Origin of the sequence: Flavobacterium johnsoniae (assembly GCF_030388325.1) — a bacterium.
Classification (GTDB): Bacteria; Bacteroidota; Bacteroidia; order Flavobacteriales; family Flavobacteriaceae; genus Flavobacterium; species Flavobacterium johnsoniae_C.
Map to the genome: position 1 here is coordinate 3,988,529 of NZ_CP103794.1, position 16,406 is coordinate 4,004,934.

At 32.6% G+C, this 16,406-nt stretch carries 10 protein-coding genes; 1 reads left to right on the forward strand and 9 read right to left on the reverse strand.

Translation table 11 applies throughout. The features are described from left to right. Positions 1–129: 129 nt before the first annotated feature. From NYQ10_RS17290 to NYQ10_RS17330, 9 genes are all read right to left on the reverse strand, one after another. Entirely contained in the window at positions 130–2,064 is a 1,935-nt protein-coding gene (locus NYQ10_RS17290; RefSeq protein ID WP_289877470.1) for a protein-disulfide reductase DsbD family protein, read from the reverse strand. Between the two features lie 15 nt (positions 2,065–2,079). Beyond that, complete coding sequence (locus NYQ10_RS17295; RefSeq protein ID WP_289877471.1) at positions 2,080–2,526, reverse strand: protein-disulfide reductase DsbD domain-containing protein; 447 nt, start codon at positions 2,524–2,526, stop codon at positions 2,080–2,082. Positions 2,527–2,606: 80 nt separating this feature from the next. After that, positions 2,607–3,821, reverse strand: coding sequence for a TlpA disulfide reductase family protein (locus NYQ10_RS17300; protein WP_289877472.1), 1,215 nt, complete (start codon positions 3,819–3,821; stop codon positions 2,607–2,609). Between the two features lie 29 nt (positions 3,822–3,850). Next, positions 3,851–5,062: a TlpA disulfide reductase family protein gene (locus NYQ10_RS17305; RefSeq protein ID WP_289877473.1), complete on the reverse strand. Its 1,212-nt coding sequence runs from the start codon at positions 5,060–5,062 to the stop codon at positions 3,851–3,853. Positions 5,063–5,080: 18 nt separating this feature from the next. Continuing rightward, a complete protein-coding gene (locus NYQ10_RS17310; protein ID WP_289877474.1) occupies positions 5,081–6,289 on the reverse strand; it encodes a thioredoxin family protein in 1,209 nt (402 codons plus the stop codon). A gap of 189 nt (positions 6,290–6,478) precedes the next feature. After that, positions 6,479–7,975 (reverse strand): RagB/SusD family nutrient uptake outer membrane protein, encoded by a 1,497-nt coding sequence (locus tag NYQ10_RS17315; protein WP_289877475.1) that lies wholly within the window; start codon positions 7,973–7,975, stop codon positions 6,479–6,481. A gap of 31 nt (positions 7,976–8,006) precedes the next feature. Next, complete coding sequence (locus NYQ10_RS17320; protein WP_289877477.1) at positions 8,007–11,486, reverse strand: SusC/RagA family TonB-linked outer membrane protein; 3,480 nt, start codon at positions 11,484–11,486, stop codon at positions 8,007–8,009. Between the two features lie 124 nt (positions 11,487–11,610). Continuing rightward, positions 11,611–12,762 carry a FecR family protein gene (locus NYQ10_RS17325; protein ID WP_289877478.1) on the reverse strand — a complete coding sequence of 384 codons (1,152 nt, stop codon included), beginning with the start codon at positions 12,760–12,762 and terminating at the stop codon, positions 11,611–11,613. Positions 12,763–12,906: 144 nt separating this feature from the next. Further along, positions 12,907–13,455: an RNA polymerase sigma-70 factor gene (locus NYQ10_RS17330; protein ID WP_289877479.1), complete on the reverse strand. Its 549-nt coding sequence runs from the start codon at positions 13,453–13,455 to the stop codon at positions 12,907–12,909. A gap of 1,210 nt (positions 13,456–14,665) precedes the next feature. Between NYQ10_RS17330 and NYQ10_RS17335 the strand changes: the two genes are divergently transcribed. Then, positions 14,666–16,369, forward strand: coding sequence for a T9SS type A sorting domain-containing protein (locus tag NYQ10_RS17335; protein WP_289877480.1), 1,704 nt, complete (start codon positions 14,666–14,668; stop codon positions 16,367–16,369). Positions 16,370–16,406 lie beyond the last annotated feature (37 nt).

Consider the following 16,406-nt stretch of genomic DNA (forward strand, 5'->3'; position numbering starts at 1 on the left):
ATCCAAAGCTTTTCAAGAGTTTTAAATCAGAGTTAAAAGAGCTGTTTTCACAGCTCTCCTATTTGGTTTTTCTGTTAAATTACTTTTTGCTCACTAATTCAAAATAAAAATTGAAACATAGAAAAACCGTTATAACAATTTGAAATTGCTTATTCCTTGCTCTAGCCAATTCTTGTAAAAATCAATATCAGGATTATATGCCGTTGGAGTATTCAGAGCTTTTCCTTCATGATCAATCATTACATAATAAGGTTGTGCGTTGGTTTTATATTTCAGAATCTGAAATTCACTCCATTTCTGTCCTGTATATTTTAATTTTTCTCCCGTGATTTCTGAAACCGTTTGTTCATTTTCAGGTATTTCTCTTTTATCATCAACATACAGAGAAATTACAATCACATCATTTTTCAAATGTTTTAAAACATTCTCATCAGGCCAAACTTTTTCTTCCATTTTTCTACAGTTTACGCAAGCATATCCTGTAAAATCGAGCATTACGGGTTTATTTTCTTTTTTAGCGTAAGCCATTCCTGCTTCATAATCATGAAACGTGATTATATTATGCGGTCCTGATTCTGCACCATTTGGAATAGCTGATTCTGCAGTTATGGCTGAACTCATCGAAGTTCCAATTCCATCTGGAGATTCGCTGTAATGCATTGGAGGAGGAAATCCACTAATTAATTTTAAAGGTGCGCCCCAAAGTCCAGGAATTAAATAGATTGTAAAAGTTAAAACCAAAAGTCCAAACCCAAGTCTGCCTACTGAAATGTGGTTCAGCGGAGAATCATGAGGAAGTGTAATTTTTCCAAATAAATAAAAAGCAAGTGCTCCGAAAACTGCAATCCAAATAGCTAGAAAAACTTCTCTTTCTAACCAATGAAGCTGTAAAACCAAATCTGCATTGGATAAAAATTTGAATGCCAGTGCGAGTTCCAAAAATCCAAGAACTACTTTTACTGTATTAAGCCAGCCTCCAGACTTTGGCAATGCATTTAACCAACCCGGAAAAGCAGCAAATAATGAAAACGGAAGTGCTATAGCGGTTGAAAAACCAAGCATTCCTGCAATTGGAGCGATTCCGCCTTTTGAAGCCGCTTGAACTAATAATGTCCCCACAATTGGTCCTGTACATGAAAAGGAAACAACTGCCAAAGCCAAAGCCATAAAAAAGATGCCTATTAATCCGCCTCTGTCTGCTTGAGAATCTACTTTATTTGCCAGTTTATTTGGAAGCACGATTTCAAAAGCACCAAGAAATGATATGGCAAAAACTACTAATAAAATAAAGAATATTAGATTAAACCAAACATTTGTAGAAAGTGCATTGAGCGAATCTGCACCAAAAATTGCGGTTACAAGCGAACCTAATAAAACGTAAATAATTATAATTGAAATTCCGTAAATTATAGCATTTCGGATTCCTGCTGCTTTTGTTTTACTCTGTTTTGTAAAAAAGCTAACCGTCATCGGGATCATTGGAAAAACGCAAGGTGTTAACAATGCAGCAAAGCCTGATAAGAATGAAACAATGAAAATTGCCAGAAGTCCTTTATCTGAATCTGATTCGTTTTTTATGGGTTCTGAAATTGCATTTTCTTTCTTTGGCGAAATAGTTTTGGTTAAATCAAAAACCAATTCAACACTTTGAAGTTCAGAAACTGATGTTTTATTTCCTATTGCAAACTCAACGAAAGCTTTAACCGAATTTGTTTCTTTTGAAACCTTGATTTTCTGTTTAAATGTGACTTTCTTTTCAAAGACTTTTGTTTTAGATTTTAAAACAGAATCTTCTATTATTATACCCTCATCTTCAGTTGTGTTTCCTAAAAGGCTAAAATTACCTTCACTGTCATCAAACATAAAAGTAGTTGCGATTGTGCTTTTTCCCGAAACATTTTGAGAATATAAATGCCAATCTGGAAGAATTTCTGCTTCTGCCGACAAAATATATTCTTTATCTGATATTTTTTCTACCGCAGTTTTCCAGAGCACCGAATCCGTTTTTTGTCCGTAACTAAAAGTCAAGGTTAAAAAGAACAGTAAATAAATTACTTTTTTCATAAATCTGGATTTCTGTTATTTCATTTTAAACAACAATTCAGCTTCTTTTGGCGGAAGACATTTTGTATCATCACAAGCCATAAATTCAACAGAAGCCTTAATCTGTTTGGGCGATTTATCTTTTAATTTAATGCGCTGTTTAAAAATGGTTTTATTTTCAAAATATTTGATTTTCATTCCGTAAATCGGATCATTTACAACATGTCCTTCTTCTTCTTTGGTATTTCCTTTTTTCAAATATTCTCCTTTTCCCTCAAAAGAAAATTTAGTTGGAAGAGGTCCTTCTTCTGGAACGGTTTGCGAATATAAATGCCAGCCTTTTTCTATTGCCGCTTTTGCAATAAGTTCATATTCTGATTCTGAGATTTTTACGACACTTGTAGTCCATTTTACTGGATTGTATACTTGAGCTTTAACCCCCACAGTCAACAACAATAAAAGGATTGCTATTATTTTTTTCATTTTTTTTACTTGTTTAATCTTATTTTACTGCGATGTTTTTACCTGCCTAAATTCAATATTTAAGCAGGCCTATTTCAGAATTATTTATTAGCAAAAATTCTTTTTAAATCTTCGTCCATTCTTGCGTCATCATCTTCTCCTCCATCATATCTGGCAACGATAATTCCGTTTGGATCAACTAAAATTTTGGTTGGAAGTACATGAATATTATAGCCTTCGCTAATATCTTTTTCAGGATTTATTTTTTCATAAGTTCCTTCTTTAAGCTCATAACCTCTAAGAACATGTTTCCAAACTCCAATTCCGTCTTTTTCTACCGCTTTTCTCCATTTATCATGCGCTCTATCATCGTCAGAAACGCCTAAAATTTCCAATCCTTTTGGTTTGTATTCACCATACAATTTTAATAAATGCGGATTTCCTTTTCGGCAAGGCACGCACCACGAAGCCCAGAAATCAACCAATAAATATTTTCCTTTAAAATCATCTAGTTTTATCGGATTTCCATTAATATCAACTGTGTTGAAAGGTCCAGCCGCTGCGCCAGGAACGCCTTTTTTCATGTTTTCTATATCGGCTTCCAGACTTTTAGCCATTTCTCCTTTTTTGTATAATGGATTAAAGCTATCATAATACGCTTTCGCTTCATCGTATTTAAGATTTCTAGTATTCATTCGTAACAAAAACAAGCTATAATATGATTTTGGATTGTCCTTCATAAACTGAAAAGAGGCATTTTCGTATTCTTTGTACATTGGTTCTAAACGTCCTCTTGCATCATTGTCTTCATACTTAATGGCTTCAAGAACTTCTTCACTTTTTTTAGCAACTCTTGCGTCATCGTATTTTTTTCTAATGGCATCAAACTGATCTAATTCCTTTTTATATTTCAATCTAATCTTGTCGGTGATTGCATTGTATTTATAGACATCGTCCTGAGCTTTTGAACCTTTAAGTTTTGATTTTGATAAATCTGCATAATTTAATTGCAACGTCATTGGAGACGGTTCTGCAAAAAGAGATACATAAGCTTTCTCAGTCATTTTTCTTTGATCAGAAGTATTGGCGAATGCAACGTATTCAACAGGATCTTGTAATTCTCCAGTAATCTGAAATTTTCCTTTATTTACTTGAATACTGTCCGTTTTTTTTCCGTGCATAAAGTAAATTTTACCATCAGTTAATCCCGTTACAGTTCCGTCAATTTTAAATTTTCCTTGCGCTTCACAGTCATTTGCAAAGCCTTGAAACAGCAGACATACAAGCGCTGTCTTAATTATATTTAAGTTTTTCATTTGCTCTTTTTTTAAGTTTTAACAATCGATTATTTTGTTTTAAAAATCTTCGCCAAATCTTCATCCATTTTTTTGTCGTCTGCTTCACCACCGTCATATCTGGCAACGATAATTCCGTTTGGATCTACTAAAATTTTAGTTGGCAAAGAATGAATATTATAGCCTTCGCTAATATCCTCATCGATATTTATTCTTTCATGCGTTCCTTCTTTGTATTGAAGTCCTCTTAAAACATGGCGCCAAACTCCAATTCCGTCTTTTTCAACAGCTTTTTTCCATTTATCCTCATTTCTATCATCATCAGAAACACCTAAAATTTCCAATCCTTTTGGTTTATATTCTGCGTATAACTTTAATAAATGCGGATTTCCTTTTCGGCACGGAACGCACCAAGAAGCCCAGAAATCAATCAAAACATATTTTCCTTTAAAGTCTTCCAATTTTAAAGGATTTCCGTTAATGTCTTTGGTATTAAAAGATCCAGCTGGAACGCCAGGAATACCTTTCTTCATTTTTTCTATTTCAGCCAGTAAGTATTTTCCTGACTCAGTATTTTTATAAAGCGGATTAAAACTGTCGTAATAAACTTTAGCTTCGTCATAAGTCATTCCGTTAAGGTAGTACAACAGCGTATTCATACTGAAATAAGATTTCGGATTATCCTTGATGAATTTCAATGTTACCGTTCTCATTTCAGCGTAAGCTGGTTCTAAAAACTCTTTTGCATCATTAATTTCATATTTGATGGCTTCCGTAGTTTTTTCATCTTTTTTTGCAGCTACAGCGTCATCGTACTTCTTGCCAAGAACCTCAACTTTGTCAAACTCTTTTTTGTACTTTTTTGTAATTTGAGCTATTAAAGCATCGTATTTATAATTATCATCTTGCGTTTTAGATCCAGTTAAAACACCTTTTCTAAAATCAGTATAATTTAGTTTTAAAATCTGATTGCCAGGCTCCACAAAAAAAGACACAAAGGTTGATTGATCTCTATAATTTATTTCTGAATTTTTCATTAAAGCCACATTAGCTACAGGCTCAGTCATTTCAGCTTCAAATTGAAACTTTCCATTTTTTACTTCGAGCGGTACAACAGTGTTATTTTTATAGGTGTAGATTTTACCATTAGTTAAACCTGTAATAGTTCCATCAATATGAAATTTCTGCTGCGCCGATACCTCATTCAAAGCGCACAAGAACAAGCTAAGAACAGTGATTTTTATTATTCCAAAATGTTTCATAATGCTATATTTTTAATTTTATAAATTTTCGATTTTGGTTTTTAGAGCCAGTACTCTTGCATTTGGTTCATCGCCTTTATCAGAAGATTTTTTGATGTAAGCGTTGATGTTTTCTAATCCTTTTTCTTTATTAGACGTTTTAAGATAAAGACTTGCCAAACAATAATTTACTGCCAATGATTCTGGATCTGCATTTTTTACATTTTCAACCATTGTAATTGCTTTTTGTTCTAAACCTGCTTTTTCTAAATCAGGATTAACTGCTACGCTGTAAGCCGTGTTAATGTAACTTGACAATGCTTCTTTAGGATTCTTTGCAAATGCTTCGTCTGCTTTTTTCTTGTTGAAATCAAACCAGGTATCATATTGTTTTTTAGCTAAATAGTATTGTCCGTAGTAGTAATTATTCATTAAATCTTGCTGTGGAGAAACATAATCTTTCTGTGTTTCTGCAATCGCTTTGTCTAATTCTGGCAATGTTTTTTTAGTGGCTATTTCTGTTACATAATTTGATATTGCCGTTCCAATTACATAATCATAACTTTCTTTTCCGATGTATGGCTTCTCAAGAAAAGCTTTCTTGTTTTTTATAAGATAATTGTAGATTTTGCTTTTATAATCAACTCCAGCATGTGCAATTACAGTAAAACCATCTTCTGTTAAATATTGTTCTGGCTTCATTGTTGGAAAAACATCTTTGCCCACTTTTGCTATGGCTTCTAAATTGTATGCTGTATATAAAGCTTTTACATATTGTGCTAAAAAAGCCATATCACGATTTCCAGACTGATATTGTTTTTCAAGATAATCAAGCTGTTTTGTAGGATCGAAAGCAATTTTTGCCTGCTGAATAAAATCTTCTGCTTTTTCTGCACCTGTAGCTCTGTGTACCACTTTGCCATCAGAATCCATAAAAAGCAGCGTTGGATAAGCATTTACACTATACGTTTTTGCTAATTCGATTCCTTCTCCTTTTTCCATATCCATCTTGATGCTTACGAAATTGGCATTCATATATTCTCCGACTTGTGCTTGCGGAAAAATTTCTTTTGCCATCATTTTACAAGGTCCACACCAAGTCGTAAAACAATCCATAAAAAGCAGTTTCTTTTCTGCTTTGGCTTTTGCCAGCGCTTCTTTGAATGTATTGTGCTCAAAAGAAATTCCTTGTGCGCCTAGTTTTGGTAACACCAAAAACATTACTATTACAATTGCGATTTTTTTCATTTTTTGTTGATTAGATTATTTATAGTTATTATTTTTTCTTTGAAATTGCCTTAAAAAAAGACATAAGAATGGCTGTACACCTATAAAAAATAAGTGAATTCTTAAATTTTTAAAATTCAAATTGAATAATTAAGACTAGGGAAATTTGCAGAGGAAAAAATCAAATTTCCCTAGTCTTTATTTTAAAGATTAATACGACGGATTTTGTTTAATAACGTGATTCCCCGCATCTATAGATTCTGTTGGAATTGGCAGAATAAATTTGTCTGAATTTGTTGCTGTTGCTTTTACATCAGACACTTTAAATCCAGTTCCAAAACCATCAGCATAATCGTATCTGATTAAATCAAACCAAGTTTCACCGCCTTCGGCATATAATTCGGCTAATTTTTCAAAACGAACAGCTGTCAAAAACTGAGATAGAGAAATTATATTTGGATAGGTTTCAAAACCATTTCCGCCAGTTGTTACTGCTCCTGCTCTGGTTCTAATTGTATTTATTGCCGAAAGTGCATCGGTAGTTACTGCATTATTTGCTCTTGCGCTGGCTTCGGCTAAAATTAAATAAACCTCCGCCATACGCATATGGTAAAACAATTCATTAGTTCCTGATGTGAAATACGAAGTATATTTAGTCGTATAAAAACCTCCGTATTGAAGATTGGTTATAAAAATAGAAGTTCTTGCAGTATCATAAGTAATAGTTTGTGAACCAACAGTCATACTTCCAGCAATAGCATTTTTATAAACTTGAGAAATATTAGCCGAAAATCCGCTGTAATAATTTCCAATTCCCAATCCTGCATTTGATTCACCAGCTGTTCCGAATAAAATTTCAGAGCTTGTAAAAATAGTAGCCGAATCATGATCGTCAAAAATAGCTCCATAAGTCGGTTCTAGTTTAAAATTAGAACCACCTGTCGCAATAATATCTTTACATAAAGCTGCGGCATTCGCATAATCGCCTTTATACAATAATACTCTAGCTTTTAATCCTTTTGCAAAGGTTTTATTGGTGTATTTTTTATTTCTAAGATCCGGTGCATTTGCAATACCTTCATCCAAATCGGCAATTATAGCCGTGTACGTTTCGGCAACTGTATTTCTTGGACTTATTTCTGAATTTTTTACTGGCGCAGTTCTAACTAAAATTCCGTATTCTGAATTCACATCATAAAACTGTCCGAAAGTACGAAGCAAATAAAAATGCCCTAATGCTCTTAAAATCTTGGCTTCTGCCAAAATCTCCGCTTTTCTTCCTGGCGTTGTAAAAACTTTATTATCAAGTAACGTTACTTTTTCGATAAGCCAGTTTGTACGGTTAATTAAATCATATAAACCACCGTAAATATATTTTGTATCTCCAGCTCCTGTTGCAATTGGGTTATTATTTGCCCAACCAGATGGTTCAGGTTGTGCAGCTCCACTTGAACCGTTATTACTGTAACCGCTCATAATATCTGGAACTAAATAAAATATCGGAAATGCACCTCCCGCACTTTTTTGTCTAAATGCTGCATAAGCACCTGTAAGCGCTAATTCTGCTGACGATTCACTATTAATTGCTACATCAGCTTCTAGTGCGTAAGGCGGTTTGTAATCATCTAAATCTTCAGTTAACTGGCACGAAGTTACAGTAAGCGCCGCACTTACTAAACCTATGTATATATATTTTAAATTTTTCATTTCTGTCTTTTTTATAATTATTTACAATCAATTAGAAAGTAACATTTAGAGAAAATGTAAAAGTTCTGACATTTGGATATGAATTTCCACCGTCTCTTGTAAAACCAGTTGTTCTGTTAGCAAAAGAAGTCGAAATAACATCTTCAGGATCTAGTCCAGGATAATCTGTAATTGTTATTAAATTATTACCGCTCAAAGACAATCTTACTTTAGAAAGTCCAGTATTTTTAAATAAACTTGAAGGCAAATTATAACCAATAGAAGCAGAACGTAACTTGATGTAAGATGCATCTACAACCGATCTAGATGTTGCTGTATAACCATGTGTTGGCGATGCATATCTTGCGTAAGAAGCATTTGGATTTTCTGGTGTCCAAGTGTCAAAAACCTCTGGAGTAGGATTTGTAATAGCATCTGTATAGTACAAATTTGAAATTTTCTCGTACTGTCTTTGCGCTCCTTGAGAGAAGTTCCAGTTCATTGTGAAATCCCAGTTTTTATAGGTTACAGTATTATTCCAACCACCAAAATAATCTGGATTGATATCTCCAATTGGGCCACGATCTAAAGTGGTGATTTTTCCATCTCCATTTATATCTTTAAAAATATAATCTCCTGGCTGTGTTAATGTACTTTGGTAAACACCACCAGCTGAAGCGTTCAATGCATCTATTTCAGCTTGCGTTTGTGCAATTTTAATAACATCATAACCCGTAATAACACCAAGCGGCTGTCCTTCAATAACGGTTTGTGATCCAGCACTTGCTCCATAAATATTGTCAACATTATTTTTTATAGTTGAAATATTGAAAGAAGAATTCCATCTGAAGTTTTTAGTTCTAAAAATATCTACTCCAATTAAAAATTCCCAGCCTTTATTAGAAACGTCTGCTACGTTTGTGTTCCAGCTGATAGATCCTGTTTCATAAGGAAGCGGAGTAAATAAAATAATTCCAGAAGTATTTTTTTCGAAATAAACTAATTCTCCAGTCAATCTGTTATTAAACATGCTAAAATCAATTCCTAAGTCTAATTGATTGGTTTCTTCCCATTTAATTTTAGAATTTGGAACTCCTGTAACCGCAATACCATTTTTGCCATCATAGAAAGAATCTCCATTCTCTAATGACTGATAATAAGCTAAATAAGTAAATGACGGAAGATTATCAGAACCTGTTCTACCAATAGAAGCTCTTAATTTTAATTGATTGACAAAAGAAACTTCTTTCATAAAATCTTCATTATGAACATTCCAAGCTAAAGCTCCTGAAGGGAAAAACCCGTAACGATTATCTGGTCCGAACTTTGTAGATCCGTCTCTTCTGGCTGTAAAAGTTGCTAAATATTTTGATTTATAACTATAATTTACCCTTCCGAAGATCGAATTAAGTCCTTGTTCAATACTTTCACTTTCAACGCTATCAGTAAAGTTAGAAGAACCAATATTGATTAAAGTATCGTCATCAGGAAATCCTCTGTAATGTTGAGCGTTTGCATCATAACGCGTACGATTCCATGAAACACCCGCCACTGCATCAATTCTATGATTTTCACTTATTGTTTTATTATAGCTTAAAGTATTCTCAAAAGCAGTTGTCCAGCCTTCGTTGTGCTGTACATCAAGTCTTGCACCTGGTCTGTCATAGTACAATCCATAAAATAAAGCATTAGTACTTTTAGAAGTTGAAAATCCGTTTGTTTCGTCTGAATTTACAGAAGCGTTTAACTGAGACTTGAATTTAAGTCCACTAATAATCTGTACTTCAGCATAAATAGAACCAAGTAAATTTTTAGAAAGTGCTTTAGATCTTGTTTGCATTCCGTCGCCTAAAGCCGTGTATTGCTCTCCATAGTTTCCTACGAAAGTAGAATACGAACCATCTTCATTAAATGCAGGTAAGTCTGGCCTGAAACTTCCAAGCGCAAGCGAATTAAATCCTTTAATTTTATTTATAGAATAATTGTAATTTACCGATCCTCCAACTTTGAAAGAGTTTGTTATATTCGCATCTAAATTTGTACTAAATGTATAACGTTTAAAATCATTTTCGATCATAACCCCTTGCTGATCAGAAATTCCGGCAGACATCATATAATTAACTCTTTCGCTTCCACCATTTACATTAAAACTATATTGAGTCCACAATGCATTTTTGTTGGTAATTAAGTCTTGCCAGTTAGTATTGGCTTTTCCGAAATAAGTATCAGGATTATTTACAATTGCAAATTCTTGCGGAAAATAAGACCAATACATCTCTGGATATTGATTTAAAGTTTGTTGTGCTTTTTCTGTAGAGAATTTAATATATTGATCCGCAGACAAATAATCATACATTTTTACAGGATTCTGAAATGTACTTGAGGCATTAAAAGAAAATCTTGGTGCCTGATTTCTCTTTCCTCTTTTTGTCGTTACGATAATTACCCCACTTGCAGCTCTAGAACCGTAGATTGCCGCAGCCGATGCATCTTTTAAAACGTCAATACGTTCTACATCATCTGGATTAATTGCCAAAAGCGGATTTTCTCTAGAACCATAATTAATCAATCCTAAACTTTCTGAGTTTGGTGTAATCGAGATTGGTGTTCCGTCAATCACATATAAAGGCTGGTTATCTCCTCTGATTTGTGTTAAACCACGAATATTAACAGAAGATCCTGCTCCTGGAGCTCCACCTCTGCTCGATACATTCACGCCCGGAATTTTTCCGATCAATGCATTATCAATTGTTTGTGTTTTAATTTGCTGAATATCTTCAGAAGTTATAGAACTTACAGAACCTGTAAGGTCTTTCTTTTTTGTAGTTCCGTAACCAACCACCATTACTTCTTCAAGAGCGCTTACTTCTTCTTTTAAAATAATAGAATAAGTAGTTTTACTTTTTGTGATTTCTTCTGTATAAAACTGAAAACCAATACCACTCGCTACCAAGTAATATCCAACTTCGGCTGTTATAGAAAAAGTTCCGTCGAAATCAGTTGTAGTTCCTCTGATAACAAAGTTTTTAGTATTGGCATTTCCAGAAGGTTTGTAACTAGAAACGTAAACAGTAATTCCAGGAATAGGCTGACCGTTTGTATCGGTAACTTTTCCTTTTATTTCGATAGATTCTACTGCTTCTGTTTTTTGTGATTTCTGAACTGGAATTTCTTTAATAATTATAGTATTATTTGAAGCTACTTCGTATTTAAAATTTCCTTTTGAAAGACTTTTTTCTAAAAGAGTACTTACACTTATTGTTCCTTTTTCAAGTTCAATCTTTGGCAAATCGTCAAACATATCAGAACGATAGACAAATCTGTATTGTGTTTGTCTTTTAATGAGTTCGAAAATTTGATCAACGGTTGCTTTTTGATCCTTTTTAATTACAATTTTGACATTCTGAGAAAGTAATTCCGATGGGGCAAAGCTAAAAAGCGCCAGAGAAAGAAAAAGAATAAGGGTGCGCATAATTAAAGTTGAAATGCTTTTTCTTTTAAAGAAAACAGCTTTAATAAATTTAATTTTCATAATTTTGGTTTTGGTTTATCAGTTAATCTTGAATTAATTATAAGTCCTATCACAGGAAAAGATGGTTTGTACTTCGACCCACGAACCACTTTTCCTTTTTTTATTATTACTTATAATCTCCTTCTTACTTAAAAATTACAGTTTTTTGGTTTATTTCATACGGTATCTTATTTGTGTTACTTATTATATTTAAAATTTCCTCTATTTTCTGATTTTTGTCTAATATTCCATTGAAAGTGCTGTTTTCAATTGCTTTATTTTTGAAAACAATTTTGATATCATACCAACGCTCTAAAACTTTCATAATTTCTTTTAAAGGCATTTCCTGAAAACTGAAAATTCCTTCTTTCCAAGATACTTCATTAAATACATCAACCGCAGCAACTCGAATATTATGATTGTCTAGTACAGATTGTTGTCCCGGTTTTAGAACAGTAGTTTGAAAAGAACCAGATAAATTCACTTTACCTTCTACAAGCGTAGTATAAATTGCAGGAGAATCCTGATATGCTTTTACATTAAATTCTGTTCCTAAAACTTCAATGTTTTGATTATCGGTTAAAACATTAAAATGCGAACCTTTATGATCGGTACTTGGAGAAACGTCAAAATAAGCTTCACCATAAACTAATTCTACCTGACGCGGTTCGCCATCGACAAAACTTACAGGGAATTTAAGTTTAGAATCTGAATTCAGCCAAACCTTAGTACCATCTGCCAATTTGATAAAAAACTGTCCGCCTCTTGGTATTGTCAGGTAGTTATATGCAATTGCGTCTTTATCAGAATTATTGTTTTTATAAATAATTTCTGTTCCGTTGCTATGTATTCCTGTTGCGTTGTAAACAGATCCTTTTCCTAAAGCTACTTGTTTTCCATTTGCAAGAACTAAAATCGCTTTGTCCGTTCCGGGATTAATGACAGATTTGGTAACAACAACTTTATTTTGTTGTTTATCTTTCCAATTATTGTTAGTAAAATAAACTGTAGAAACCATAATTAATACCGCTGCGGCTGCGGCATATTTCCAAATAGAAAGTTTTCTTACTGGAACTTCAATTTTAGATTCAATTTCTGACCACGCTTCTTTTTTGTCAATTTGTTTTAATAAAGCTGCACGTTTAATAAGTTTCTCATCCGTAAGATGTTCCAAAATATATTTCTTATCCGAATCTGTAAAAAGATCCGAATCTAAAAACTCTTTTGGTTTCTCATGCTTTAAAATTGAGGAAGCAATATGATTAGAAAGTTCAATTATTTTATTTAAAACAGGCATCTTATAATGGTTATATATCACTAAGACGACTAAAAGAAAAAGAGGGGTGAAAAAAGAGTGAAAAAAAATTACATTTTTTTTAAACTATTTTAAAATACCATGAATTTTTCACATCGATAAATAAAATAAGATGATTATTAGGCATCAATTTCTAATCTCGAATACAAATGCAATAATGAAGAAACAATCTTTCAGCAAAGGTTTTAAGCGCTTGTAAGCAATCTTTTTTTGTGTTTTGATAGTATTTAAAGAAACTCCTAATTCTTCAGAAATTTCAGTATTACTTAATCCTTTAATACTCAATTTAATAATTTGAGCGCATTTTGCAGGTAATGTATTTACAGCTTTTTCAATAATTATAGAAGCTTCGGAAATAACCACTTCTCGCATAAAAAATGGATCGGTTTCCATTTGCATAAAATCTGCATCTCCAATAGAAAGAGTGTCTTTGTAACGTTTGCTTTTTATATAATCAAGCGAACGATTTTTAACTGCCGTATATAAATAAGATTTTATTGCTGAATCATTTTGGAATTCGATTTTATCTTCCCATACTTTAATAAAAACCTCCTGAACTATATCTTTTGATATATCTAAATTTTCAAGATACTTGTTAGAAAATAGGCACAATGAAGGATACAGCGTATTGAAAACGCTTTTATATTCCTTTAATGTTAAAATTTTTACGCCCATATTATCCTTTTTTTGAAGGTTTTAAGAATAAGTCTTAATTTGTATTTGTTAAGAAACTAACTTTTTGAATTTAAAATTGTTATTATTATGCTAATATAAATAAATTGTTAATTGATGCGTAAAATGCCTACGATCAGAAAAATGTACTTGATTCAGCAGCATTATTAAAAATTTTAAATTAATACACCTCAATCTTACCAAATAATGCGTTTTTTGCGATTTTGATATTTAATTTAATTAAAAATTATATCATCGAAAAAAATGCTAAAAAGATAAAATTTTAAATATTTAACACCTAAAGTAAGATTATACCGCTGATTTTCTATTTTAAATTCAATCATTCGAATATTTGTTAAAAATACAATAATGTCACTTTTATAAAAATCAACTAAGAAAAATAATTTACTTCTTTTCTTATTCTTCCACTATTTCTTTGATAAGATTTCTTGATTACAAATTTATATAAATTCTATAGAATTAATAGATATAAAACAGTGAAATTTGTTAAAAAAGGCAACTTAAATGACAACTTAAAACATAACAAATTAGTAATTAAACAGTTGTCTAAATATTTTTCTTCAGTTTAAATCAAACTCTGAACAGACAAAAGTAAAAAAGCTACTAAAATTATATTGCAATATTTCTCTAATGTAGAAAGTCAATTTAACAATTTTAAGAAGCAATTTACCCTATTTATCAACATCAGAAAAATCCTAGTTAAATGTAAGTTTTTATGATATATATAATTTTTTATTTATTTAAATTTGAGCATAAACACTTAATTTATTGAAAGTTACAAACAAAATTCAATCAAAAACAGAATAGAGTAATGCTTAATTGAGTGAATAAAACGCCCCTTTTTAACACCCTTTATATGAAAGCCTACAAAATAAAATTCCTCGCCATTTATATCTTTTTACATCTTCAAGCAAGCACTTTTGCTCAAGGCGGAGGCCCGCCACCACCGGGTTTACCAGACGACGGAACTCCCGCAGTACCAATAGATCGATACGCTAAACAATTATTAGCCGCTGGACTCATTTTAGGTTTCATTGTGATCGTCTCGAGAAGAAAACTCTGAATCGAATATCTCTCAAAATCTACCGAAACAAAATTTACACTTGATTCATGAAAAAAAAAACTAATACTCTTTTGTCTACTCGTCAGTTCGACAATAACTTGCCAAGTATTCTTTAGCTCTAACTCAAATATGTATGTAAAAAATGAAGTTTTATACGTACAGCAAAATATTCAATTAAGTACAAACTCTAATTTATACTTAAGAAATAATGCACAGCTAATTCAAGGTGGAAATACAAGTTCCACAAATACAGGTTTAGGATCTTTGTCTGTTTATCAGGAAGGAACATCCGACAATTATGATTACAATTATTGGTGTTCTCCAATCGGAATTCCAACCGCGGCTACAGGAAATAATAATTTTGGAATCGCAGCTTTGGGACGCCCAACTACTGCAACAGCTACAACTCCAGCAATTATTCTGCCAGCAGGAAGTTACGACGGTATTTCTAATCCGTTATCGATTGCTTCTTCTTGGATTTATAAATTAATAAATGCTAATAATTATTCTCAATGGATTTTAGTTGGAGGAGCATCTACAATTGCACCTGGCGAAGGTTTTACGATGAAAGGCACTAGCGGAACTGACTCTGTTGATCCTGAAGGATCAGGAGTTACAAATAATCCAGGCAGTGCACAACGATATGATTTTAGAGGAAGACCCAACAACGGCAATATTACAGTAGCATTAGGAGCTAACAATGCTACTTTAACAGGAAATCCATATCCGTCAGCATTGCATTTAAATGAATTTTTATTAGATACCGACAATCGAACAATAACAGGTGGCACAGCTTATTTCTGGCAACAAGACAGAACAATAGATTCTCATTATCTCAGCGCTTATCGAGGAGGTTATGGCTCCTATGCTCCTATCAATACGACCTCTAATGGTGTTTATATTCCACCCGTTTTTAATGCATACAAGCAAGATGGAACCGTTAATCCTGGTCCAGGTTCTGGAACAGGAACAGTTTTACCGCGCAGATACGCGCCTATAGGTCAAGGCTTTTTGTTGAACGGAACCGCTAACGGAATTGTTACATTTAAAAATGCTCATCGTGTATTTTTTAAAGAACTTTTGGGTGGATCTCAATTTGAGAAACCTTCAAAGAAAAGCGAGGCGAATGAAGAAACTGAAACTTTGTCGTATTTCAGAATAAATGCTATTATAAATAATCAATTTACTAGACAGCTGGCATTAGTTTTTGTTCCTGAAGCAACCGATGGAATTGATACAGGAATTGATGCATTAAATATGACAGCAGATCTTCCCGATGATGTTAATTTCTGGATAGAAGACGCAAATTATTTAATTCAAGGTGTAAATTTTGATCCTTCTAAAAAGATTCCGCTCGCGGTTAAAGCATCAGCAAATACTACATTAAAATTCAGCATTCCAGAATTCACCAATTTTGATACAACTCAAAAAGTGTATATCTATGATAAATTCGATAACTCTTATCACGATATAAAAAACGGAAATTACGAAGTTACTGTTACTGCTGGTACTTATAATGATAGATTTCAGGTTGCATTTTTAGATCAAACACTTGGTGTGGAAGAAAATTCAGAATTAGGCAATTTTATCATTTATCAAGACAACGTTTCTAAAAATATTAAAGCTTCAAATCCGAATAGTTTAGCCATAAAATCTTTTACATTATATGATATTACAGGAAAAACGGTATTGTCTAAAAAAGATTTAAAAACAGATTCCAACTACAATTTTTCGACCATTGGATTAAGTTACGGAATTTACATAGCAGAATTTTTAACAGAAGACAATCAAAAACTTACCAAAAAAGTTTTGATTTCTAATTCTGGAAAATAAACCCAACTATTTTAAGAGAACATTTTTAAAACCTAAA